Raw genomic sequence first — 22,149 nt, forward strand, 5'->3', positions numbered from 1 at the left:
CATGGACAAGCCCGTTGTCAGTGTTGAGGGGTGCGAGGCGCCCGAGGAACTCGTCATCATCGATGAAACGGTCGGCGATGGCCCCGAAGCCAAGTCTGGCGATGTCGTTGACGTCCACTACGTTGGCGTGGGACTCAGCGACGGCAAGCAGTTCGATGCTTCGTGGGATCGCGGCGAGCCGCTGAGCTTCACGCTCGGAGTGGGGCAGGTTATCCCCGGTTGGGACCGCGGAGTTCAAGGAATGCGCGTGGGTGGTCGCCGACGCCTGGAGATCCCCTCGTCGCTCGCTTACGGGCCTCGCGGGATCCCTGGTGTGATCAAGGGCGGCGAGACTCTCATTTTCGTGTGCGACCTCATTGGGGTGACGGAACGCTGACACCAGAGCCACCTGCGCTCTTTGAATCCGCGCCGCGCGAGAGCGAGGCTCAACGCGGCGAAGAAAAGCCGTTCGAGACCACTTCTGGGTTCACGCTTGCCGCCGAGTACCCCGTCGTGTCCGTGCACGTGCTCGGAACTCTCGCCCACCTCGATCGAGCTTTCGAGTATGCCGTTCCCGAGGCACTTGACGCAGTCGGTCCTGGGATGCGAGTGAGAGTGCGGTTTTCTGGTCGCGAGCACGAAGCGCTCGTGCGCGCGCGATACGCGAGGCCGAAAACAACGAAGCCGCTTGCGCCACTCGTCAAGATCGTGAGCGAAGATCTCCTTATTTCTGAGGGGATGTTCCGCGTGTGTGAAGACATCGCGAAACGGTATGCGGGCTCCCTGAGCGATGTTCTACGCCTCGCCGTTCCCGGCCGGAGTGCTGCCGCGGAAAAGGCCCACCGAGCCCGTGTCGAGCGCGGACAAGGCGTCAATGCACATGCCGATGAGGCCGCGCACACGCGCGATTCCGGAATTGCCCAGGCCAGGCTCGTGTACCGGGAGAAGTTTGCGGGACTCGGTGCCTTCCTCCAACACTCGCGTGGCGGCGATCTTACCCCAAGAGCTGCGCTCGTCCTCGACCCCGTCGATTCGTGGATCGGTCTCGCGATCGAGTCGCTCTTGAGCCTCGACGATGATGATGGCGCGATTATTCTTGCGAGTGACCAGCGCGACGTGGACCGACTTGCTCGCGCTCTGAGCGAGCACTGCATCGCTCACGTCCAGTTTGGTAGCGCTCAGGGGCCTCACGCGCGGTACACGGCGTTTCTTTCGGCGCTCGAAGGCCGCGCACGGGTGGTCATTGGAACGCGGAGCGCCGTCTTCGCCCCCGTCAAAAATCTCCGCATGATTTTCGTGTGGGATCCGGACGACGACCTCTACGAAGAGCCACGAGCACCCTACCCGCACGCCCGCACCGTCGCCCTTACTCGAAGTTTCCATGAGCGGTGCTCACTCCTCTACGTTTCGCGGGCACCGTCGGACTTCGTGCGCTACCTGACTCTGGCTGGGACGCTCGCGGCCCTCGAGCCAGTCCCCGCGCCCCACGCGAGTACGCACCCCCGAATCGAACTCATGGACACGTACTTGCGCGAGCGAGAGGGGCCAAGCGGTTTTTCACGTTTGCCTTCACACGCTCATGCAGTCATTCGCCGCGGGCTTGCCAACGGCCCCGTACTCGTTCACGTTCCACGCGCGGGGTATGCGCCCGCGCTCGCGTGCTGCTTTTGCGGAACGAAAGCTTTATGCGTCGCGTGCCACGCGACCCTTGCCGCTCCTGCACGAAGCGAGCTCATCTGCAGCGTATGCGCTCGAAGATACGGCCATTACCGCTGTCGAGAATGCGGGGGAGCGGATCTGCGGCCCATCGTGCTCGGCCAAGAACGCACAGCGGCTGACCTCCAACGATCGTTCCCGGAGGCGACACTTCACGTTTCGGGTGGGGCCTCGGGAATCGTTGACGATGCCGACGTCCATGACGGCGACCTCGTGATCGCGACTCCAGGTGCGGAGCCCCAGGTCGAAGGGAAATATGCCGCTTCGGTCATTGTCGACGCCGCTGCGTCCCTTGGCAGGGCGGAGTACAACGCGGATACCGAAACCGTTCGACGTTACTCTCATGTTCTCGGTGCCACGCGTACGTTTGAGAACGGCGGTCAGGTTCTCGTGGTGGGGCCGGATCAGCACCCTGCCTTGCGCTCCCTCGTACTCGTCCGTTCGAATGCTTTCATCGATCGTGTGCTGGGCGAGCGCGCCGAGCTGGGACTTCCTCCCTCCACAAAAGTCATCGAGATTCGTGGGGAGAGAGCGGCCTGCAGCGATTTTCTCGAACGTTTCGATGCGCCGAAAAGCGCCGAAGTTTTCGGACCAACGGAGGTTGATGCGCCCGGCATCGACTCCGAATCCAGGCTCGTGCTTCGGTGTCCTGTGGCCCGCGCCCAGGATCTTATCGAGGCGGCACGAGCAACGATGCTCGTGCGGAGCGCGAAAAAGCTGCCCGGAACACTACGCCTCCAAGTCGACCCCCCGCACGTGTTCTAGGCGAGATCGGTAGACTCGAGGCATCATGCGAATTCTCTTTGCCGGAACGCCCGATGTCGCCGCCACATCTCTCGCCGCTCTCTGCGACTCCTCTCACGAGATCGTCGGGGTGCTCACTCAGCCCGATGCGCGCGGTAAACGCGGGAAGAAGCTTGTGCCCTCACCCGTCGCCCTGCTCGCCGAGGAGCGTGGTATCCCCACGCTCAAACCCGTGGACGCGCGAAGCGAGGAAACGCTCGAGTGGATTCGCGAGACCGGGGCGGACGTCGCCGCCGTCGTTGCCTACGGGCAGATTCTTGATGCGCGTGTACTTTCCTCGCTCACACATGGCTTTTACAACCTTCATTTTTCTCTCCTGCCAGCTTTCCGTGGAGCGGCCCCCGTGCAGCGCGCGATCGAAAGTGGACTGAGGGAGACGGGCGTGAGCGTTTTCAAACTTGATGAAGGGCTCGATACGGGGCCCCTTGCGCGCCAGGAATCGTTCGAAATCCCGCCGCTCTCGACAAGTGGCGAGGTGCTCGAAAGTATGGCTGCACGAGGTGCGCGAGTCCTCGTTGACGTCATGGATGAGATCGAAACGGGCTCTCTTGCACTCACGGCGCAGCCTGCTGAAGGTGCGAGTTACGCGCGCAAACTCCGGCCCGAGGAAGCGAGGATTGACCCCGCGCGAGGAGCGGCTAACGTCGCCGCTCACATCAGGGCTTTTGCCCCGAATCCCGGTGCTTACGTGAGCGTGCGGGGCGCACGTCTCAAGGTTCTTGGCGTAGGGGCTGCCGAGGCTCCAGACGACATGACCCTTGCACCGGGCGAGATCGGAGTAAGCAAAAAGCATGTCTTTCTTGGGACGTCGACCAGCCCAATTGAGCTCACACTCGTGGGTCCTGCGGGGAAGAAACACATGAACGCAGCTGATTGGGCACGCGGCAGTCGCATTGAAACGGGTGCGCGTATAGACGAGGAGAGCGTGGCATGAGCGAAAAGCCGAAAGATTTCCGAGGGGGCCACACGCAGCGTCATAGAAACGAGCAAGGCCACGAGCGCAGCGGTTCACGCGGCAGGGGAGGCCCACGAAAAGGCTACTCGCGCAATCGCCCGAGCGAACGACGCCGCCACACCACACCTTCGCGCCTCGCGGCTTACGAGGCAACGAGGCGCGTGAGCAACGAGGATGCCTACGCAAATATCGTGTTTCCTACCATTTTGCGGCGCCATCGCGTCGAGGGCCGTGACGCCGCTTTCGCAACGGAACTCTTCTATGGTTCCTTGCGTGCCCAGGGCCGACTCGATGCGGTTCTCGCGGAGTGCGTCGATCGTCCGCTGACGAAAATTGACTCTTCCGTGCTTGACGTCCTGCGCCTCGGGGCTTACCAGATGCTCGACATGGGCGTCGCGCCGCACGCTGCTGCCTCTGAAACCGTGGGGCTCGCACGCGAAGTGACGGGTGCCGGCTCGGCGAGCCTCGTCAACGCTGTCCTTCGGCGCGTGGGGGAACGTAGCCGCGAGGAATGGCTCGAAATCGTCGTTCCGCCTCGCGAGGAGAACGAAGATCGTTTCCTCGCGATCACGCATTCGCACCCTGAGTGGATTGTGAGGGCGCTTCGCGAAGCGCTCAAAGCTCACGGCCGAGACCCGAGAGAGATCGACGCACTGCTTGCTGCGCACAATGACGCGCCTTCCGTGAGCCTTGTGATGCGTCCCGGGCTCGCCGATGAGACAGAACTTTCTGAGGCGGGTGCAACGCCCGGCCGGTGGTCGATGTTCTCCATGGCATGGCCGGGAGGCGATCCGGGCACTATCCCCGCGGTCGACGAGGGCCGTGCCGCCGTCCAAGATGAGGGCTCGCAACTCGTTGCCCTAGCCCTTGCTCTCGGCGCGGATGCCCTCGTCTCAGAACCCGATCACCACTGGCTTGACCTATGCTCTGGCCCGGGTGGAAAGACAGCACTCCTCGCTGGAGCAAGCATCACGCACGATGCCGAGATCATGGCGGTCGAACTTCAAGAGCACCGCACGCGTCTCGTTGAACGCTCCGTCGCGACCCTCGTCGAGGCCGGCGCCGAGGTGGAGACGCTTACGGCCGACGGTCGCGAGATCGGCGAACGCTTTCCCGAGCAGTTCTCGCGCGTGCTCGCAGACGTTCCGTGCTCGGGCCTTGGGGCGCTCCGTCGCCGACCCGAATCTCGCTGGAGGAAGAAGCCGGGAGACCTCGGGGGACTCGCGCGATTGCAGCGCGAGCTCTTCGATAGCGCCGTGCGTGCCACTCAGATTGGCGGCATCATCGCGTACGTGACGTGCTCACCCCACGCGAACGAGACCCTCCTCGTCACGAAAGAGGCCCAGCGCCGACATAAAGACCTCGAGGTGCTCGACGCTCGGGAGGCCATTCGCGCGGGTCTTCGAGGCGATGCCGGCGACATTGACCTCGGCCAGGGGCCATTCGTGCAGTTGTGGCCACACATTCACGGCACCGATGCCATGTTCCTTGCCCTCTTCAGAAAAGTCGATCCCGACACCACCTCACAAGCTCGTTAGGAGAGTCTTTCGTGTACTCCACGTCTTCCATGACCATTCATCCGTCGATCCTCAATAGCGACTTCATGCGGATCGGTGAAGAGCTGGACAAGATTGCGAACGCTGAGGCCGCTCACATCGACATCATGGACAACCACTTCGTACCGAATATGACGTTCGGCGTGAGCATGGTTGAGCAGATCGCGAAGCGCTCGCCAATCCCGCTCGATGCGCACCTCATGATTGATTCGCCCGATCGCGACGCGGTAGCTTACGCAGAGGCGGGCGCTCAGTCGGTGACTTTTCACCTCGAAGCCTCGAGCGCTCCTGTGCGGCTCGCGAGGGAGCTTCGTGCGAAAGGTGTCAAAGCCGGCGTAGCTGTGCGCCCCGCAACGCCCGTGGAACCGCTCATGGATGTTCTCGGGGAGTTCGACATGCTTCTCGTGATGACCGTTGAGCCGGGCTTTGGTGGCCAGTCGTTTATTGAATCGATGCTTCCCAAGGTGCGCCGTGCGAGAAAAGCAATCAGCGAGCAAAACCTCGAAGTCTCGATTCAGGTCGACGGCGGTGTTTCTCGCACAACCATCGAGGGTGCCGCCGAAGCGGGCGCCAATGTCTTCGTTGCGGGCAGCGCCGTGTACAAAGCTCCGGATGCTGCGGCCGAGATCGATGCCCTGCGCGAGCTTGCGCGGGCACACCAGCACGCCTAGAACTCGTGCCTGCATCAGACCGCTCCCTCGCCTTCCCCGTGACCTTTCGCCCGCGGGCGGTGCGCACATGGGGCTATATCGTTGCGGGCGTCTTTGCTCTCGCCTGCCTCGTCATGGCGTTGACCCTTCCGTTTGTTATCCATCGCGTACTCGACTCGTTCGGATTCGTCGCGCTCGCACTTTTTGTGGGGTGGTTTTGCCATCGCCACGCGAGTGTGGAAGTGCGGGCCGAAGCTCACCACGTGCGAGTAAAGAACGCCTTCTCTTCTCGGTGCTTTGAGTGGCCCGAACTCATCGGGGTGAGCTTCCCGGAGGGTGATCCGTGGGCGCACGTGGATTTAGCCGACGGCGACACGTATTCGGTCATGGCTTTTCAACGCGCTGATGCCGCCCATGGCATTTCGATGGCACGCGAGTTCAACGCGCTCATCGAGGAACACTCTCTTACTGCGTGAGTCTTGTGGCAGCGATCCGCCCCGCGAGAGCGCTGTAGAGGAAGCTCGCGTGATCCTCATCGAAGCCGCGCCCCATGGTGGAGACTCGGATCGGGAGGTCGCAGATGGCATCATCGAGGCCTTCACCGGACGAGCCGACGACATGGTGCGGCGCAAGGCCGCGCTTATGGCGTACCTCATTGATGATCTCGTAGGCGCCGGAGATGTCCTTATCGATCGCCCGTCGTTCGGTATGGCAGATCTCAGGGACCTCGACGCTCGTGAAGAGCATGCGCTCGAGCACGATGTGCGAATGGTGAGAAAGCCCCACGTGACGTGCGCGCGGATCCGCTTCGGAGACTCTCGGCGCGAGAATCGCCCGTGCGCCCATAGCCGAGGCAGCGTGGAGGGCATCGGCAACCGCGATAGAACCGAAACCCCAGCGGGTACCCGTGCCAAGGTTGCCCGGCCCCTGCGCGATGATCACGGCGTCGGCCTCATAGTGGGTGCGTGCGGCGGCGAGGGCAGAGGGGACGGATATGGCTTCGGCATCTCCGCCAAACGATTGCCCGGTACTGATCGTCGCGGCGATGAGCCCCTCTTCGCGAAGACGTGCGTTCGCTCGCGAGTACGCGACCGGAAGCGCGGCCCAGTCCGTGTAAACGTACACGAGGCGGGCTTGTGGGGAAAGTGTGCGAAAACCCGCGGCGATGGGTCCGACGGCTGAATGTAAACCGGCGACGACCACGCTCATCCCATCGAGATCTTCAAGGGCATCAATGGCGTCGTGAGCTGGCGAGGAAGGGTCGTCGAGCGCATCGACCATCATTTGCTGAGGGGTGTAGCGAGCCTTCATCATGTGCCCCTCGGGTAATGCTGTATTGCCCTCGGCGTCAAGATTCGCCACGACAAAGGCGTCGCCACCGGTGCCAAGCCCCTTGTGGAGCGCGTTCGTGTTGAGAAGGAGACGATCACCCGGCTCTGGGGCACCAACCATGTCGAGGTAGGCAAGGGCGCTCACGCGACTACCGTCGGAATCGAGCGAGACCCACACCCGGCTCACTCCCGGCCATGTATCTCGCTTCTCTCGTACCGTTCCCGTCTCTTGCGCGATCATGGGCCCAGCTTACCGAGCTACCGCGTTAGTCTTGAGCTGTGCCACCCACGCAAAATGTCGAGCGACTTCTGAGCTTAGCGTTGACCCTCACGTCGAGCACGAGGGGCCTCACACGCGAAGAGCTCACCGAGCTTGTGCCCGGCTACGACCGCATGAACCCCTCGAGCGTTCGGCGGCAGTTCGCACGGGATCTTGCCCGCCTTGGCCGGCTTGGCATCAACCTGCAGTCGCACCCCGATCTTGTGAATCCCTCGACCCTTCGATACATCGCCTCGGTGCGCGAAGGCGAATCAATCACTGCGGCATTCGACGAGACGGAAAGGCTCATGCTCGCCTCGGCCGCCTCGATGTGGAGCGCCGAATCCACGGGGAGCCTCGGTGCGCGCATCCGCGCCAAGCTTGTGTCTCTCGGGATTTCTCCCGGGGTGGGGCTCGCTCGGGGAGCGCTGGGGTCATCAGCCGCAACCACACCCTTGCTCGAGGCGATCGAGGCTCATCGTTCAGTTTCCTTTTCCTATCGGTCCTCGGCCGGGGAACGGGCACTTAAACGTCGTGTAGAGCCGTGGGAGCTCAACGTCGTCGACGGGCGCGAGTACCTCTACGGATTCGACCTTGAACGCGAGGCCCCGCGCCTTTTTCGCGTAAGCCGTATCGAATCCATCCCGATCGAGGGGCCGGCCGCGAAAAATGAACATGCCCCCCACCCACCGATCCGAGAGCTCCTTACCGGCTCGGAAACATTGGAGGAGGATCCGCTCCACGGCGATCCCGTCCGCCTATGCATCGCCCCGTATAAAGCGCTCGCACTTCGCCGACGCCTTGGTCTGAACCCCAGCGAGACCTCGATTGACGTGCCAGCAGAGCATGCCCGGGGCCTACTCGAATCGGCGTGGGCCGAGCCCCTGTGGGTAAGCCTCGAAGGCGAGAATCCACTTGCGACGAGATGGGCGCGGGCACGCGCCCACATCGCCGAACTCCACGCGGAAGGGCCGACTCTCACGTGGGAGCGCGCGAAGAACTTCGAGAAGGTCAAATCGAAACGCGCACGCGAGGTGGGAACCGGCGACGGTGAGCTCACGCGCCTCAGCGCTGAAATCGCCTACCTCTATGCCCACGGCGAAGTCAAGACCGGCACAATGGCGAGAGAGTTCGGCCTCACGGAAGAAGAACTCGACGCAGATCTCGACATCATTTACAACGCTGGAGACTATTCACGCGGATACGACGATCTTGTCGACGTGATCCGGCACGACGGATACGTGTCCGTTTCCGGAGCCGATACGCTCGCTCACCCCATGCAGCTCACCCCGAGCGAAACGAGCGCGCTTCTCATGGGGCTCGAGGTTCTCGCAGAATCCAGAACGACCTTCCCGGACGAAAGCGTTTCGAAGTTGAAATTAAAGCTCAGCGCCATGCTGCCCGAAGGCGCACCGACTGCCGAACCTGCATCGGAACGAGAAGACCCGCGAGAAGCCGCGATCCTCGAGCGGATCCTGCGCGCCCACGCGAGCAGCTCGCCCGTGCGGATCATGTATTCACCACCCACACGCGCCGGTGTGAGCGTACGCGACATGACACCACTCGAGGTGACCTCACGCTACGGGGCTCTCTATATTCGCGCCTATTGCCACCTTGCCGAAGCGACGAGAGAATTTCGCTCAGATCGCATAGTCGAATCCTGGGATATCGGCGATGAACTCGCCCCCGCGGCTGGCGACCGCACAACGAGGCTTGATATTCCTCTCGACGAATGGCCCGAAGTTACGCTCGCGATCGGTTCCAAGGCTCGCTGGCTTCTCGAAGCCTTCGAGCCGAAATCGCTGCGGGCAGAGCCCGGCTCCACACGAGTCATCGCGAGAATCAAGCCCTCATCCCCGCACGCCTTGCTTGCGGCGGTCTTCGAAACCGGGGGAGCAGCTGAAATTCTTGACCCGGATCACATTCGCGAAGCTGTGAGACGCGTGGCTGAGACCAAGGTCGCGCGTCTAGGGGAGTAGGCTGGAGCGGCCGAGACGTTCCGGATTGACCGGTGGTGTCTGTGCGAAAATCTTTGAACGTGTCGATCTCCTCGGCACACACATCACATGCTTTGGACGGTGATTAAACATGGGTACAGGTTTCATTCGGAGCCCCTGGCCGATTCTGATCCTTCTCGTACTGATCGTGCTGCTTTTCGGCGCGAACAAGCTCCCGGGCCTCGCGCGGAACATGGGTGAATCCATGCGCATCTTCAAGAGCGAGGTCTCTGAGATGCGCAAGGACGACGAAGACGACGACCACACCGAGGCGTCAATTGACGTCAAGCGCGAGGATTCGCGCCGAGGCGAGCGGTCCTACGACGCACGCGAGGAGCGTGAGCGCGACTACCGTCGTGAAGATCGCGAGCGCGACTACCGCCGCGACGACCGTGACGACTACCGCCGCGAGGAACCCGTGCGCGAGGCCCGCGATCGCGAGGATTTCCTCGGCGATGGTCGCTCCGACGACCTCTACCGTCGCGACTGACGCGATCCGCAATTAGCATGCCCGGCTCTCAACGGACGAGGGCCGGGCGGAAAATGAGGATAGGCAACACACGTGGCAAAGAAGAAGAAACGCCCTCGCGACCCAGAAGGGCGCATGAGTCTTGGCGAGCACCTCGCCGAGCTTCGTGACCGAATCTTCATCGTCGCGGTCTTTGTCGTTCTCTTCTCCATCGCCGGTTGGTTTCTCTACTACCCGCTTTATGAGGCCCTCGCCGTTCCGTTCCGCGAACTCAAAGGGCTCGGGTACAACGTCGCGATCAACATCGGCGGTGTCGCCGGTACGTTCGAGACTCACTTGAGACTTGCCGCCTACATCGGAGTGGCGCTGAGCATCCCCGTGATCGTGTATCAGGCGTGGGCATTCATCTCACTTGGCCTCAAAAAGAACGAGAAGCGCTGGGCTCTCTCCTTCCTCTTTTCCTCGGGCCCGCTCTTTTTCGCGGGTGCCATATTCGGGTACTTCGCTATTACACGGGCGATTCCCATCCTCATGACGTTCGGGCCAAACAAGGAAGTGCTTCAGCTCGTCGAGTTTCGCGACTACATCGAGCTCGTCGTCAAGACCTGCATGGTGTTCGGCATCGCCTTTATCTACCCGGTCTTTCTCGTGGCACTGAACATCGTGGGAATTCTTCCGTGGCGCTCGATCCTTAAAGCGTGGCGCTGGGCAATTCTCATCAGCTTCATCTTCACCGCGGCTATGGTGCCCACTCCTGAACCGATCACTCTGCTGCTCGTGACCTCGCCGTTCCTCATTCTGTTCTTCGGCGCCGTTCTCGTGGCCTACATCCTCGAGACACGCAGAGAAAAGAGGCTCAAGAAGCAATCGGCATTCACGGAGTCCGGAAAATACATCCCTTCGGAAATCGCCCTTCCCAAATCACTCGATGACGCCTACGCCGACTCCCGCAAGGAACCCGGCGGTTCAAAAGAATCATGAACCGCCTTCGAATCGGGGTCATTGCGAACCCGTATGCGGCCAAACGCCGGGCCCGTAACATCGGCCATGATGTTCGTGCGCTTTTGACTGCCGCTGGGCTTTCAGTTATCGATCTCTCCGCTCCCGATGCAGTAACGGCCAGACGCCGCGCACGAGCGGTCCTCGACACGCTTGATGCGCTCGTGGTCGTGGGCGGCGATGGCACGGTTGCCCTCGGAGCGTCGCTCGTGTGCGGAACGCGCACTCGCCTGGGAATCATCCCGGCTGGGTCGGGGAATGATCTCGCGCGGGCGCTCGGGCTCCCGCTCGGGGATTCCGACGCCGCCGTGCGCACGATCGTGTCCGCACTCGCGCGTGCCGAGCAACGCATCGACGCGATCGAAGCGCACTTTGAAGGCGAACCGGAGTCCGAAAGCGTCATCGCCCTAGGCAATCTCAACATGGGTTTTGACGCGATCGTGAATGTGCGCGCGAACCGCTCGAGCTATGGCTATACAGCCGCGGTCGTTCGGGAACTTCTCGCCTACCGGCCACGCGACTACTGGGTCGAGATCGATGGCGGTGAACGGATTGAGCTTGAAGCTTCACTCGTCACCCTTTCCAATTCGGGGTATTTCGGCGGCGGAATGAAATATTGCCCAAGCTCACGTTTGGACGACGGTGTGCTCGAGTTTGTGAGCGTTTCGGGTATAACGCGGGGTGGTCTCGTGCGCTTTTTCCCGCGAGTGTTTTCGGGAAACCACGTGAATCTAGAGCAGTACTCGGTTACGCCGTGCACGAGCCTCACGATCGGTTCGACTGAACAGCTAGAAGTATGCAGCGATGGGGAGCCGCGCGCTTTCCTTCCCCTCCACGCGCGAGTCCTGCCCAGGGCGGTGAGCATACTTTCGCCGTCCCTGCACGACTGCGACACCGAGGAGAAAGCGGCATGAACGACAACGACAGGGACCTTCGCGCAAGCTTCACCGACCGTTTCTCGTTTCGTCTCGACCCATTCCAGGTGAGCGCGATGGATGCTCTCGATCGAGGCAGCTCCGTGCTCGTGGCGGCTCCTACCGGGGCCGGGAAAACGATCGCGGGCGAATACGCGGTTCACCGGGCAATCGCCCACGGGGTGAAAGTCTTCTACACAACGCCCATCAAGGCTCTGAGCAACCAGAAATACCAAGAACTCGTGGAATGGCTCGGGCATGAGGCGGTAGGTCTCGTGACAGGCGACGTCAACATTAATTCGGAGGCGCAGGTCGTGGTCATGACGACCGAGATCCTCCGCAATATGATGTACGCCGATTCGCCCACACTGTATTCGCTCGGGTACGTCGTCATGGACGAGGTCCACTACCTTGCTGACCGAATGCGCGGTCCCGTGTGGGAAGAGATCATCATTCACTTACCGCGCAGCGTTCAGCTCGTGGCGTTAAGCGCGACCGTGTCGAACGTCGAGGAATTCGGCGCGTGGATCGAGGAAGTGCGCGGAAGTACCGAAGTGATTGTCTCTGAGCGTCGACCGATCCCTCTGTGGCAGCACGTTCTGAGCGACCACGAGCTCATCGATGTTTTCCTTGACGAGGACGGCAACGCGACGCCTTCACACGGTCCTTTCGCCCACAGGCGTTACCGAGAGGTGAATCCTGTGCTCGCCGAGATTGGCAAGGATACGTGGAACGACGTCCCCACGGGACACCACTACGGCGGCAAACGCCATAGGCGCGGCCGTAAGGGAGGAAGGTCGGGGCGCCGTGGGTATCGCGACCGTCGAAACGATCAGCGCGGCCCCCACCGCTCGAATCGCCACGACCAAAGGATGCGTCCCCGCGCGATGAGTCGGGCCGATGTTGTTTTTCTTCTTGAGAAGCGTGGGATGCTGCCCGCAATCTTCTTCATTTTTTCCAGAAGCGGCTGCGACCAAGCCGTCGCGCAGCTCATGCGCGCTCACGTGCGCCTCACGGACGACGCCGAACGATCTCAGATCAAAGAGGCTTTCCGGGCCGCACTCGGGGATCTGCGCGCAGACGATTACGACGCACTGGGAATCGAACGGATCGAACGCGCGGCCATGAACGGCCTCGCCGCTCACCACGCCGGACAGCTGCCAGCGGTGAAAGCCGTGATCGAGGACCTCTTTGCACGCGGCCTGGTGAAAGTCGTGTGCGCAACGGAGACGCTCGCGCTCGGGATAAACATGCCCGCACGGACGGTCGTTCTCGACAAGCTCACCAAGTTCAACGGAACCGAGCACGCGAAGATCACCCCGGGGGAGTACACGCAGCTCACGGGCCGCGCGGGGAGGCGCGGTATCGACGTCGAGGGCCACGCCGTCGTGGTCGTTGGTTCTTCCGTCGCGGCCCAGGATGTTGCGGGGCTGGCATCGACCAGAACATACAAACTGCGCTCTGCGTTCAGGCCTACGTACAACATGGCCGTCAACCTTCTCGGTCGCTATAGCCTCGATGAGGCCTACGAAACTCTTGAAAGCAGTTTCGCCCAATTCCACACCGACCGCAGTGTCGTGACCGAAGCTCGCAAGGCGCGTGAAAAGCAGGACATTGCCGAGCAATACCGGGAGGCGATGCACTGCTCGAAGGGTGACATTGCTGAATACGCGGATATCCTCGAGAAGATCTCGGCGCGCGAGAAGGAATTGAGCCGCAACCGCGCCGACAAGCAGCGCGAGCGCACCCGCTCGATCGTGGGCAAGCTTCGGCGCGGTGAGATCATCGCCATTCCTGGCGGCCGCCGCTCAGGGTTCGCGGTGGTCATCGACCACGACAAAACCGTACGAGGCCCGCGAGTATGGGTGATCACGCGAGAGGGTCAACTGCGGGACCTCTACACTGAAGATTTCACCGCGAGCCCCATGGTTCTCGAAAAGATGCGCGTGCCTTCGCTTGATCGTGTGCGCAGTGCACGGGTGCGCAAGGACACTGCTTCGGCACTTCGAGAAAAGCTCCGCGGGGAGGAATCACCCCGTCAAGCCGTAAGAGCTCGCTCGAGCGAAAAGCAATCAAATCCCCACCACGATTCGATGCTCGTGGAGCTTCGTGAAGCGTTGCGCACGCATCCTTGTCATCACTGCGAGGAGCGAGAGCAGCACATGCGATGGATTTCGCGCTACCGAAAGGCCGCGCGCGAAGCAGCCCGTTTTGAGCGGAGTGTTGCGCACCGCACGTCGCAGCTCGTGCGGCAGTTCGACCGGGTTCGGGCGGTTCTCGAGGCACTCGGGTACGTCGCGGAGGCCGACGCCAGCCGGCACGTGAGCGTGACGGCAAAAGGGGAGCTGTTGCAGCGCATCTACTCCGAACGTGACCTCATCGTGTGCGAGGCTCTTGACCAGGGAGTATTGGAGGATCTCTCGCCCGCAGCCCTCGCCGCTGTCGCAAGCGCACTCAGCTACGAACCTCGGCGCGAAGAGGGCGGCGGCGAAGATCACGACGATCGCACTGTTTCTCGCGCTCTTTATGCAGTATCGGTCCTGGCCGATGACATCAACGTGCACGAACGTCGCGCGGGTTTGGAGCAGACCCCCGCGCCTCATCCGGGTCTTTGCTCGGCTGTTTATCGCTGGGCACAGGGGGAGGGCTTCGCGCAATCAGTAGGAAATGCTCCCGTCGCCCCGGGGGACTTCGTTCGACACGTCCGGCAAGTAATCGATCTCCTTGACCACCTCGCTCATGTTCCAGGAGAGGCCTACGCAGGGGCCGCGGCGACCGCGCGCAAGTCCCGCCTTCAGCTTTTGCGCGGGATCGTGGCCCAAGATATGTAAAAGCGCTGTCTTGAGAAACAGTCGAGGTCGAAACACCGGTGAAGGCGAGGAATGTCGGGTAAGAAGATGCGCGTGTGTGTGGGTGGCGCTGCCACACCTCCACCGTTCCTTCGCCGCTTCTTCTGTGCGGGGTGTCGCACGTGAAGGATGAGAAGCACAAAGCCGCGAGCGACACTCGCGAAATCCTTGTTCCCCATTTCGAGGGTGAAAAATTTACGCCCCCGTTTGTTGCCCTTGTGAGCGCCGTCGTTGGTGGGTTGCTCTTCCACCTGGCATTTGATCCCTATGGCCTTTGGGGTCTCCTTCCGCTCGCACTCGGAGCCCTCTATTTTGCGTCGTTCACGCGCCGGTGGGTCGTCGCGTTTGTGAGTGGACTTCTGTTTGGGACGAGTGCGTTTATCCCACTGTTTTCGTGGGCCAGCATTTACGCGGGTCTGGGCCCGCATCTCGCGCTTGCGGTTTTCGAAGCTCTCTTCATCGCTGCCTTTAGCGTGCTTGCCCGGTTCATCCTCGTACGAAGAGGCATCCGTTTTTCGAGCAGCGTGGGAATCGCGTGCCTGTGGGCGATGGTGGAGTTTGCCCGCTCCAGCGTGCCGTGGGGTGGTCTGTCCTGGGGGATGAGTGCATTCGCTTACGCTGAATCCCCTCTATTGAACTTTGGCCCGTGGCTGGGGGTGACCGGGCTCGGCGCTGTCTCGGGATTGCTCGGCGCTTATGTCTTGAGTACCGCGTGTTCACTGACGTTCCGCAGAGCCCGCGGATCCAATGGCATGCACGCCGTATGGCCCGCCTCCGTTGCGATCATTCTCGTACTGTTCGCGCTCGTGACGCCCAGACCCGCCAATTCCGTCGATTCAGGGCATCACTCGATTCGAGTAGCCGGCATTCAAGGCAACATCGAACGCCCCAAAGCTGGTTCGTACTACATTCCCGACACGATGTTTGCGAACCACGTGAAGCAGATGCGCGATTTCCTCGCGAGCGGCGGCCATGCTCAACTCGTCGTATGGCCCGAGGATTCGACCGGCTGGGACGTGCAAAGAAAGCCTGAGCGTATGGAAGCGCTCAAGGAGCTCGCTGATGAGGCGGGTGCGCCGATTCTCGTCGGCACGCAGCACCCCAATGGTACTCAAGCGCGCTTCAATACCTCGGTCCTCGTTGACGAGAAGGGCCCCACGGGCCAGGAGTACACGAAACGGCACCCCGTTCCTTTTGGTGAGTACATCCCGCATCGCGACTTCTTTTCGAAGATCACCAACAAGGTTTCACTCGTCGATCGAGACATGACTCCCGGCAACAAGGTTGGCGTGCTTGACGTTTCCGGTGCCAAGGTCGGGGTTCTGATTTGCTTTGAGATCGCTTATGAGCAGAGCGTCGCAGATACCGTGAACGCAGGCGCCGAGCTCCTCATCGTGCAGTCCAACAACGCGCTGTTTCTCGACTCCCACGAGTCAATCCAGCAACTCGCCCAAGCCAAGGTGTTCGCTGTGATTTCGGGGCGTAGCGTCGTCCACGTTTCCACCGTCGGTGACTCCGCCATCTTCACTCCAGAAGGCCGCCGACTCACAGGTCTCGATCATTGGACGGAAGGATCGATGGTTGCCGACGTTCCTGTCCGTACGGGCCTCACGCCTGCGATGCAGCACGGCAACGTCATTAAAGGAATCATCGCGGCCCTCGCGGGCGTTGTACTTCTTGCCAGTGTCATCGCACCGCCACGAACGATCAAAGAAAGGCGCTCACGCTCGTGACCACTCTCGTCATCATCCCCACCTATAACGAGATCGATGCGCTTCCGCCCACTCTCGAAAGGCTGAGAAATGCTGAGCCCGGGGCCCATGTGCTCGTCGTTGATGATGGCTCACCGGACGGCACGGGGGAGTGGGCCGACAAGGTCGCCAAGAATGATGCGCACGTGCACGTGCTTCACCGCACCGAGAAGGGCGGTCTCGGGCCCGCGTATCTCGCAGGATTCGCGTGGGGGCTTGAAGAAGGTTACGACGTGCTATGCGAAATGGACGCCGACTCCTCGCATAGGCCGGAGCAGCTCGGAAGGCTCCTCACCGCGATCGAGCGCGGTGCGGATCTCGCTATCGGCTCGCGTTGGGTGAAGGGCGGGGCGGTTCATCATTGGCCGCTGAATCGCGAACTTCTTTCTCGCGGCGCCAACAGTTACGTCAATATCGCTCTTGGTCTCGGGGTAAAGGATGCAACCGCAGGCTTTCGAGCCTTCCGCTCCGACGTCCTCACGCACGTTCTCGCCGGCGAAGCTGTCGCGAGCCAAGGCTATTGTTTTCAGGTCGATATGACGCGCAGAGTTCGCGCCGAAGGCTTCGTAATCCGCGAGGTCCCCATCGATTTTGACGAGCGCGAGCACGGCGAATCCAAAATGAGCTCGGCGATCATTCGCGAGGCGATGGTGCGAGTGACGCAGTGGGGCCTCGAGCACCGGCTCGCGCAGGCGCGCAACCTCGCGAAAGCAGGTGTTCGATGAGCAAGCCTCAGAAGACGCGTTCGATTCCCGCATGGGCGCTACCGATTGGCGCCATCTTTCTCGGCATCCTCGAAATCGCCATCCTTATCTGGATTGGTTCCGCGACGCGCTGGTGGGTCCCGCTGCTGCTCATCGCTCTCGGTTGGGTCGTGGGGTTTGCGCTCCTGCTCTCCGCTGGGCAGCAGTCGATTACGCGGATCATTTCACTGTGGCGGGCCGCAACCGGGCGAGGGGAGCGCAAGAAGCACCTCTCGCGCCCAGCGTTTACCCTGATCTCCGCCGTGCTGTTCTTTTTCCCCGGCATCCTCACTGACATCGCGGGCCTCATCCTTCTTTTTACTCCCGTACAGGAAAAAACACTCACGTCAATCGGCCTCGGTTCGGCCTCCTCTTCAAGGCGCATCCTCTTTACCTCCGATCGTGGGGCGTCCATCGAGAGCGAAATCGTCATCGATACCACCAAGCAAGCGTCGGACCCTCGCGGTAGCTCCGCCTCATCCGGCCCCGCTCACGAGAGCGACGAACTTCCGCGGATCAAGGGGAACGATCGGCCACAGCGAGAGAGCGGAGATGGAAAAACGCCGCCCCCTTTCGAGGGCGACGTTCTCTAAGACTCTCAGCACCCGGTGTGGAAGACCGGGCTTGCGCCGTTACAGGAAGTGACGGTTCGAGTGGAGCTTGCCTGCGCGCAGCAATTCGAGGCGCTTGTCGAGAAGCTCCTGAAGTTCTTCCTCCGAGCGGCGCTCGAGCAGCATGTCCCAGTGCGTGCGCTGAGGCTTACCGGGCTTGCCTTCGGGTTTTTCGTGATCGCGAAGAACGGCCGTTTCACCGCAACGGCACTCCCACACGAGGGGCACATCGGCTTCAACCGAAAACGGGAGAATGATGATGTGCTTGTTTGGGCAGTCGTACTTCGCTTCCTGGCGCGGAGCGGCAAGAACGCCGTCGTCCGTTTCCATCGAGAGCGAACCGAGCCGGGTGCCTCGCAGTGAGCGAGAGTTCATCGAGCGACCTACTTCCCTACCTTGTGGGTTATGGACCTATTCCGCGGCTATTCGCCGGGCAATCACGATCCGTCAACGCTTCGGCCGGTGTGGATATTCCCCGGTCCCGTACGGCGTGTGGCACGGGCCTCGCGAACGTTCACGAGCCGATCAGTACGGTTACTCACGATACCATCCACCCCCATGTCGAGCAGACGGTGCATGAGTCGCTCTTCGTCGATCGTCCACGCGTGTACCTCGCACCCCGTTCGGTGTGCAGCTGCAACAAAGCGCGGCGTGATGACGTGGATTCCCCTGAAGCGGACTGGCACCTGAAGCGCTGCGAACGGCGCAAGTATTCTCGCGCTCAGGAACTCGGTTCCGAGGTGGGAGGAGGCGAGGAAAGCGGCAACGGTTGTGCGAGACGCACTCGCCATGACCGGATAACCGCACGCCTTGCTTGCCCGGGTAACGACCTCTTTCGCGATTTTCGGGTCGAAGCTCGTGAGACACACGCGCCTGCCCGCTCCGGTTCGTTCAATGGCCGACACGGTTGGAGCGATTGCGCGAGCGGACTTCACGTCGATGTTGAACAGCGCAGATGGAAATGACGCGAGCGCTTCATCGAGGCGAGTGATCTCTCCCGCATCCTGGATTCGAACAGACCTAAGCGCCTTCCACGATGTGTCAGCAACAACGCGATCATCGCCCGCGACGACACGTGCAAGAGTCGGATCGTGAAAGGTGAGCGCTACTGCGTCGCTCGTGGCCTGGACATCCGTTTCGAGAACATCGGCACCTTCCAGGAGGGCGGCTTGAAATGCCTCGAGCGTATTCTCGCCTCCATCCGGCGCGAACCCACGATGCGCAATCGCTCGGGGAAGGGGACCGGAGAAGTAACGTCGCCTCTTTACGCTCATCCTTCACGCCTTTCCTCAAGAAGAAGATCTTCCTCGTCCTCATCGCTTCCGCTCGATCTACGACGACCTTTGCGCGCAGAACCGTAGCGGTGTGACCGGCCGAATGTGGAAATCGGTTCGTGACGTGCAGGCTCAACGGACGCGTGGGTAGCGTCGGACCTGCCCTTTTCTCCCTCTGAGTGATCGAGCACCGTGCGTCTCGCCGACACCACCAACCCGAGCACGAAGAACGCCGAAAAAATCCACCATTGAAACGCATAGGAGAGATGAGGACCGGTGGAGGTCTCGGGCTTCGCTAGGGGCGCAAGACCCTCCGGTGCTGCACCGTTTTCGCTTACGGCTTCGCCGTAGGCGCCTTTGAGTACATTCGTGAGCTCAGGTACTTGGGCTTCAACATCGGTGGCATTGACGGAGTGGAGCTGCCCCTTGACCTCGGGTCTCTCGGCGAGTCGGGGTTCGCGCGGCCGCAGCCGAGCGACGAGATCAACCTCGCCATCTGGGACCCTGGGGTGCGTTGCGGGAACCGAATCGGTTTGGCCAGTCTCGATCCACCCGCGAACCACGAGGAGGGTCTGTCCTTCGGAAGTATGAAATGGCACGAGCTGCCAAAAGCCAACGCTTGAGCCCGACACGCGGTTCCTTACGTAGAGCACGCATGTGGGCTCCATGCAGTAGCGTCCGCGTGCTTTCACGACCGTGTAGTCATCGCTCGCCGAAAGCCTGGACGCTGCGGAGGCTGGAGCATTACTCAACTCAATCGGTTTGGCATCGTAATGCAGCTCGATCACGGCGGCTCGAGCGCTCTTTTCTTCGAACCTGTGCAATTGCCAAATACCGAGGCGCACGCACGTGAATGTTGCCAGCACAACAAAAATAAGCGCGAGTGCCCATCGCCACGTCAGGAGCACGCGGAGATTCTTACCGCTCACGGGCGCTCACCGCCCCATGATTCGCGCACTGTGCCGTCCTCTTCAACCGTGATAAATGGCTGGGAAGGCTCCGCAGCGAGAATGAGCGGAGCATGGTTGCCTGGGGCAGGTGCATTGGGCTGTGCACTCGTGGGAACTGCCTGATCGTTAGCGACGAGGACAGCGAAAAGAGGAAGAATGAGCGCCCCCGCAAGAGCGGCGAGTTTCCACGCACCTGGCACCACAATGATGAGGGCGAGGCAGATCATGCGGATCGCCATTGCCACGATGTACGTGCGTGAACGGCGCGACACGTCGACCGAACGAGCAACGGGGATAGCCGCGGGTGAGACTGAAAACGGTGTGTGATCGCTCGCGGGAGTGGGTGCGGAGTGTTCGAGATGGTTAGTGGGCATGAACAATCGGCGAGGCGGTAGAGAAAAGCGCCGCCGCGGCAGCCCTTTCGCCCTTCGGCAGCTCATTCATCGCGTATGAATACAGCTCGGAAAAGCCGTACACCGCGGCCGCGACAAGTAGTACGCCCACGAGGCACAAGCACAGATTCACGACCAGCTTCCTGCGGCGCGCGCGAGGATCGTATGCGCTCAAGGCGCGTGGTTTCTCTTGAGCGAAACCATTGCTATGCGACGAGCTGATATCCACCGGTTCAACATGACCCGGAAGTTCGACGCTCGCAGGGTACTCGCCCGGCCGTTCCGAGACGACGGCACTTGCCCGCAACCCTTCGCTGCGCGATACCGGCGCCTTGACAGCGGGAGAGGGGCCGACGGTTGCCGGGTCGAAATCGAGGCGCCATCCTGCGGGGACTTCCGGCCAGCGAGGATCGGGTTGCCATGATGCCGGGAGATCGCCTGTGCCCTCGGGGGGTTCCGGCCACGACGGAGGCGGATTAAATCGCGAAGCCATCGGTGCTCTCCTCCCGAGCGAGAATCAAATCCATGGACGTGCCAGTCCATCGTAGGCTATGCGTCGGTTCGCGATCTTTAGCGATAGGCTGGGCGACAGATTCATTCTTCCATAGCGTGAAAGGGCTACTGTGACCTCTCGAAGCGTGTTGATTACAGGCGGCAACCGTGGCATCGGCTATGCGCTCGCCGAGCACTTTCTGTCTCTCGGCGACAAGGTCGCCGTGACGTCCAGGTCGGGCGCAGGGGGCCCCGAGGGCGCTCTGACGGTCAAAGCAGACGTCACCGATCCCGCATCGCTCGACGAAGCCTTCGCCGAGGTCGAAAAGGCGCACGGAAGCGTCGAGGTGCTTATCGCCAACGCTGGCATTACGGATGATCAGCTCATGCTCCGCATGAGCGACGACTCGTTCGACAACGTTGTCAATACGAATCTCAACGGCACGTTCCGAACGGTGAAGCGCGCGATCAAAGCCATGATGCGCAGCAAGAAGGGCCGCATCATTCTCCTCTCTTCCGTTGTGAGCCTGCTCGGCTCACCGGGCCAGGTGAACTACGCCTCATCAAAGGCCGGGCTCATTGGAATGGCGCGCTCGCTCACGCGGGAACTCGGCTCACGTGGCATTACAACAAACGTCATCGCTCCCGGGTATATCGAAACCGAAATGACGAGCCAGCTCGATGAGGACCGCAAGAAGCAGTATCTCTCTCAGATTCCAGCCGGACGCTTCGCCGCTCCGAGTGAGGTCGCCAAGGTAGCGGCATTTCTTGCGAGCGACGATGCCTCCTATATCTCCGGCGCCGTCATTCCTGTTGACGGTGGCCTTGGCATGGGACACTGAAATCAGCACGCCACGAGAACAGAAACTGACATCGAGCGCGCCTCAGGCGCAGAATGGGTGAAACCGCGTGAGTGACGAACCTCCTAGTCGCATTCTTCTTTTGATGCGGCACGGAAAAGCAGAATCAGATGCCGCAAGCGATATGGAACGCGTGCTCACTGAAAGAGGGCATTTACAGGCACGGATCATCGGTGATTATCTTCGCGCTCAGGGGGTGCGACCGAGCTGCGCTCTCGTGTCTTCCGCGGCTCGCACACAGGAAACGTGGGCGGACGTTCACGGCTCTCTCGGCGAGATTGAATGCGAGGCGAGCATTCTCGACGAGCTTTACCACGGGGGAGTGCGAGAAGTCCTCGATCTCATCCGCGAGGTGGACGAGGCGTGCAAGGTTCTGCTCGTCGTCGGGCACGAACCGACCATGAGTCAACTCGCCGCGTATCTGAGCAATGATGATCGTTCGGATGCCGCTTCTCTCGCACAGGTGCGAATCGGTGTCCCAACCGGCTCGATGAGCGTCCTCACCTCGAGTGCAGACACGTGGAATGCCATCGCGGAGGAGGAACTCGATCTGTTAACCCTCGTGCGGGGTTAGCACGCGAGCTAGCCACAGGAAAAG

General features: G+C 61.4%; 22 protein-coding genes. 16 read left to right on the forward strand and 6 right to left on the reverse strand.

Annotated elements, in window-relative coordinates; all coding sequences use genetic code 11:
• Position 1: 1 nt before the first annotated feature.
• Genes M3B90_RS00705 through M3B90_RS00730 form a run of 6 tightly spaced genes read left to right on the forward strand, consistent with a single transcriptional unit; the run spans position 2 to position 6,136 of the window.
• Positions 2-376 (forward strand): FKBP-type peptidyl-prolyl cis-trans isomerase, encoded by a 375-nt coding sequence (locus M3B90_RS00705; RefSeq protein WP_259888131.1) that lies wholly within the window; start codon positions 2-4, stop codon positions 374-376.
• Positions 346-2,460: a primosomal protein N' gene (locus M3B90_RS00710; protein ID WP_259888132.1), complete on the forward strand. Its 2,115-nt coding sequence runs from the start codon at positions 346-348 to the stop codon at positions 2,458-2,460. The genes M3B90_RS00705 and M3B90_RS00710 overlap by 31 nt, the downstream gene beginning before the upstream one ends.
• Positions 2,461-2,485: 25 nt before the next feature.
• Positions 2,486-3,433, forward strand: coding sequence for a methionyl-tRNA formyltransferase (fmt, locus tag M3B90_RS00715; RefSeq protein WP_259888133.1), 948 nt, complete (start codon positions 2,486-2,488; stop codon positions 3,431-3,433).
• Positions 3,430-4,992, forward strand: coding sequence for an RsmB/NOP family class I SAM-dependent RNA methyltransferase (locus tag M3B90_RS00720; protein ID WP_259888134.1), 1,563 nt, complete (start codon positions 3,430-3,432; stop codon positions 4,990-4,992). Before fmt ends, M3B90_RS00720 begins: the two co-directional genes overlap by 4 nt.
• A gap of 29 nt (positions 4,993-5,021) precedes the next feature.
• The gene (gene rpe, locus M3B90_RS00725; RefSeq protein WP_259888135.1) at positions 5,022-5,681 is read left to right on the forward strand and encodes a ribulose-phosphate 3-epimerase; all 660 of its coding nucleotides are present in this window, start codon (positions 5,022-5,024) and stop codon (positions 5,679-5,681) included.
• 5 nt (positions 5,682-5,686) lie between these two features.
• The gene (locus M3B90_RS00730) at positions 5,687-6,136 is read left to right on the forward strand and encodes a PH domain-containing protein (RefSeq protein ID WP_259888136.1); all 450 of its coding nucleotides are present in this window, start codon (positions 5,687-5,689) and stop codon (positions 6,134-6,136) included.
• On the opposite strand, the gene M3B90_RS00735 is transcribed toward M3B90_RS00730, so the two are convergent.
• Entirely contained in the window at positions 6,126-7,232 is a 1,107-nt protein-coding gene (locus tag M3B90_RS00735) for a DUF3866 family protein (protein WP_259888137.1), read from the reverse strand. The genes M3B90_RS00730 and M3B90_RS00735 overlap by 11 nt on opposite strands.
• 38 nt (positions 7,233-7,270) lie before the next feature.
• Here M3B90_RS00735 and M3B90_RS00740 point away from each other — a divergent pair, with 38 nt between their 5' ends.
• From M3B90_RS00740 to M3B90_RS00775, 8 genes are all read left to right on the forward strand, one after another.
• A complete protein-coding gene (locus M3B90_RS00740; protein ID WP_259888138.1) occupies positions 7,271-9,229 on the forward strand; it encodes a WYL domain-containing protein in 1,959 nt (652 codons plus the stop codon).
• Positions 9,230-9,338: 109 nt separating this feature from the next.
• Positions 9,339-9,737 (forward strand): Sec-independent protein translocase subunit TatA, encoded by a 399-nt coding sequence (gene tatA, locus M3B90_RS00745; protein WP_259888139.1) that lies wholly within the window; start codon positions 9,339-9,341, stop codon positions 9,735-9,737.
• 72 nt (positions 9,738-9,809) lie between these two features.
• Entirely contained in the window at positions 9,810-10,697 is an 888-nt protein-coding gene (tatC, locus tag M3B90_RS00750; protein WP_259888140.1) for a twin-arginine translocase subunit TatC, read from the forward strand.
• Complete coding sequence (locus M3B90_RS00755) at positions 10,694-11,629, forward strand: diacylglycerol kinase family protein (protein WP_259888141.1); 936 nt, start codon at positions 10,694-10,696, stop codon at positions 11,627-11,629. The genes tatC and M3B90_RS00755 overlap by 4 nt, the downstream gene beginning before the upstream one ends.
• The gene (locus M3B90_RS00760) at positions 11,626-14,460 is read left to right on the forward strand and encodes an RNA helicase (protein WP_259888142.1); all 2,835 of its coding nucleotides are present in this window, start codon (positions 11,626-11,628) and stop codon (positions 14,458-14,460) included. The genes M3B90_RS00755 and M3B90_RS00760 overlap by 4 nt, the downstream gene beginning before the upstream one ends.
• Before the next feature lie 140 nt (positions 14,461-14,600).
• Positions 14,601-16,211: an apolipoprotein N-acyltransferase gene (gene lnt, locus M3B90_RS00765; protein ID WP_259888143.1), complete on the forward strand. Its 1,611-nt coding sequence runs from the start codon at positions 14,601-14,603 to the stop codon at positions 16,209-16,211.
• The gene (locus M3B90_RS00770) at positions 16,208-16,954 is read left to right on the forward strand and encodes a polyprenol monophosphomannose synthase (RefSeq protein ID WP_259888144.1); all 747 of its coding nucleotides are present in this window, start codon (positions 16,208-16,210) and stop codon (positions 16,952-16,954) included. The genes lnt and M3B90_RS00770 overlap by 4 nt, the downstream gene beginning before the upstream one ends.
• A complete protein-coding gene (locus M3B90_RS00775; RefSeq protein WP_259888145.1) occupies positions 16,951-17,565 on the forward strand; it encodes an FxsA family protein in 615 nt (204 codons plus the stop codon). Before M3B90_RS00770 ends, M3B90_RS00775 begins: the two co-directional genes overlap by 4 nt.
• A gap of 39 nt (positions 17,566-17,604) precedes the next feature.
• Here the strand turns inward: M3B90_RS00775 and M3B90_RS00780 are convergent, their stop codons facing one another.
• The 5 genes from M3B90_RS00780 to M3B90_RS00800 all read right to left on the reverse strand — a co-directional run bounded on the left by M3B90_RS00780 (position 17,605) and on the right by M3B90_RS00800 (position 20,692).
• Positions 17,605-17,958: an RNA polymerase-binding protein RbpA gene (locus M3B90_RS00780; RefSeq protein WP_016664563.1), complete on the reverse strand. Its 354-nt coding sequence runs from the start codon at positions 17,956-17,958 to the stop codon at positions 17,605-17,607.
• A gap of 62 nt (positions 17,959-18,020) precedes the next feature.
• Positions 18,021-18,857 (reverse strand): glycerophosphodiester phosphodiesterase family protein, encoded by an 837-nt coding sequence (locus tag M3B90_RS00785; RefSeq protein WP_259888146.1) that lies wholly within the window; start codon positions 18,855-18,857, stop codon positions 18,021-18,023.
• On the reverse strand, positions 18,854-19,786 hold the full coding sequence (locus M3B90_RS00790; RefSeq protein ID WP_259888147.1) for an SURF1 family protein: 933 nt from the start codon (positions 19,784-19,786) through the stop codon (positions 18,854-18,856). The genes M3B90_RS00785 and M3B90_RS00790 overlap by 4 nt, the downstream gene beginning before the upstream one ends.
• Positions 19,783-20,181 carry a DUF3099 domain-containing protein gene (locus M3B90_RS00795; RefSeq protein WP_259888148.1) on the reverse strand — a complete coding sequence of 133 codons (399 nt, stop codon included), beginning with the start codon at positions 20,179-20,181 and terminating at the stop codon, positions 19,783-19,785. Before M3B90_RS00795 ends, M3B90_RS00790 begins: the two co-directional genes overlap by 4 nt.
• Positions 20,171-20,692, reverse strand: coding sequence for a hypothetical protein (locus M3B90_RS00800; RefSeq protein ID WP_259888149.1), 522 nt, complete (start codon positions 20,690-20,692; stop codon positions 20,171-20,173). The genes M3B90_RS00795 and M3B90_RS00800 overlap by 11 nt, the downstream gene beginning before the upstream one ends.
• A gap of 130 nt (positions 20,693-20,822) precedes the next feature.
• Here M3B90_RS00800 and fabG point away from each other — a divergent pair, with 130 nt between their 5' ends.
• Both fabG and M3B90_RS00810 read left to right on the forward strand, forming a co-directional pair.
• Positions 20,823-21,533, forward strand: a complete 711-nt coding sequence (fabG, locus tag M3B90_RS00805; RefSeq protein ID WP_259888150.1) for a 3-oxoacyl-ACP reductase FabG — start codon at positions 20,823-20,825, stop codon at positions 21,531-21,533.
• Between the two features lie 103 nt (positions 21,534-21,636).
• Positions 21,637-22,125: a histidine phosphatase family protein gene (locus M3B90_RS00810; protein WP_259888151.1), complete on the forward strand. Its 489-nt coding sequence runs from the start codon at positions 21,637-21,639 to the stop codon at positions 22,123-22,125.
• Positions 22,126-22,149: the final 24 nt, after the last annotated feature.

The sequence above is a fragment of the Dermabacter sp. p3-SID358 genome, from assembly GCF_025147465.1.
In the GTDB taxonomy this organism is placed as follows: domain Bacteria; phylum Actinomycetota; class Actinomycetes; order Actinomycetales; family Dermabacteraceae; genus Dermabacter.

What these genes read in the sequence shown, in the direction of transcription:
- M3B90_RS00760 (WP_259888142.1), top strand. Translation starts at nt 11,626, where the DNA reads ATGAACGACAACGACAGGGACCTTCGCGCAAGCTTCACCGACCGTTTC.
- M3B90_RS00735 (WP_259888137.1), bottom strand. Translation starts at nt 7,232, where the DNA reads ATGATCGCGCAAGAGACGGGAACGGTACGAGAGAAGCGAGATACATGG.
- M3B90_RS00795 (WP_259888148.1), bottom strand. Translation starts at nt 20,181, where the DNA reads ATGCCCACTAACCATCTCGAACACTCCGCACCCACTCCCGCGAGCGAT.
- M3B90_RS00755 (WP_259888141.1), top strand. Translation starts at nt 10,694, where the DNA reads ATGAACCGCCTTCGAATCGGGGTCATTGCGAACCCGTATGCGGCCAAA.
- M3B90_RS00780 (WP_016664563.1), bottom strand. Translation starts at nt 17,958, where the DNA reads ATGAACTCTCGCTCACTGCGAGGCACCCGGCTCGGTTCGCTCTCGATG.
- M3B90_RS00775 (WP_259888145.1), top strand. Translation starts at nt 16,951, where the DNA reads ATGAGCAAGCCTCAGAAGACGCGTTCGATTCCCGCATGGGCGCTACCG.
- M3B90_RS00720 (WP_259888134.1), top strand. Translation starts at nt 3,430, where the DNA reads ATGAGCGAAAAGCCGAAAGATTTCCGAGGGGGCCACACGCAGCGTCAT.
- M3B90_RS00705 (WP_259888131.1), top strand. Translation starts at nt 2, where the DNA reads ATGGACAAGCCCGTTGTCAGTGTTGAGGGGTGCGAGGCGCCCGAGGAA.
- M3B90_RS00785 (WP_259888146.1), bottom strand. Translation starts at nt 18,857, where the DNA reads ATGAGCGTAAAGAGGCGACGTTACTTCTCCGGTCCCCTTCCCCGAGCG.
- rpe (WP_259888135.1), top strand. Translation starts at nt 5,022, where the DNA reads ATGACCATTCATCCGTCGATCCTCAATAGCGACTTCATGCGGATCGGT.
- fmt (WP_259888133.1), top strand. Translation starts at nt 2,486, where the DNA reads ATGCGAATTCTCTTTGCCGGAACGCCCGATGTCGCCGCCACATCTCTC.
- M3B90_RS00810 (WP_259888151.1), top strand. Translation starts at nt 21,637, where the DNA reads ATGCGGCACGGAAAAGCAGAATCAGATGCCGCAAGCGATATGGAACGC.
- tatA (WP_259888139.1), top strand. Translation starts at nt 9,339, where the DNA reads ATGGGTACAGGTTTCATTCGGAGCCCCTGGCCGATTCTGATCCTTCTC.
- M3B90_RS00800 (WP_259888149.1), bottom strand. Translation starts at nt 20,692, where the DNA reads ATGGCTTCGCGATTTAATCCGCCTCCGTCGTGGCCGGAACCCCCCGAG.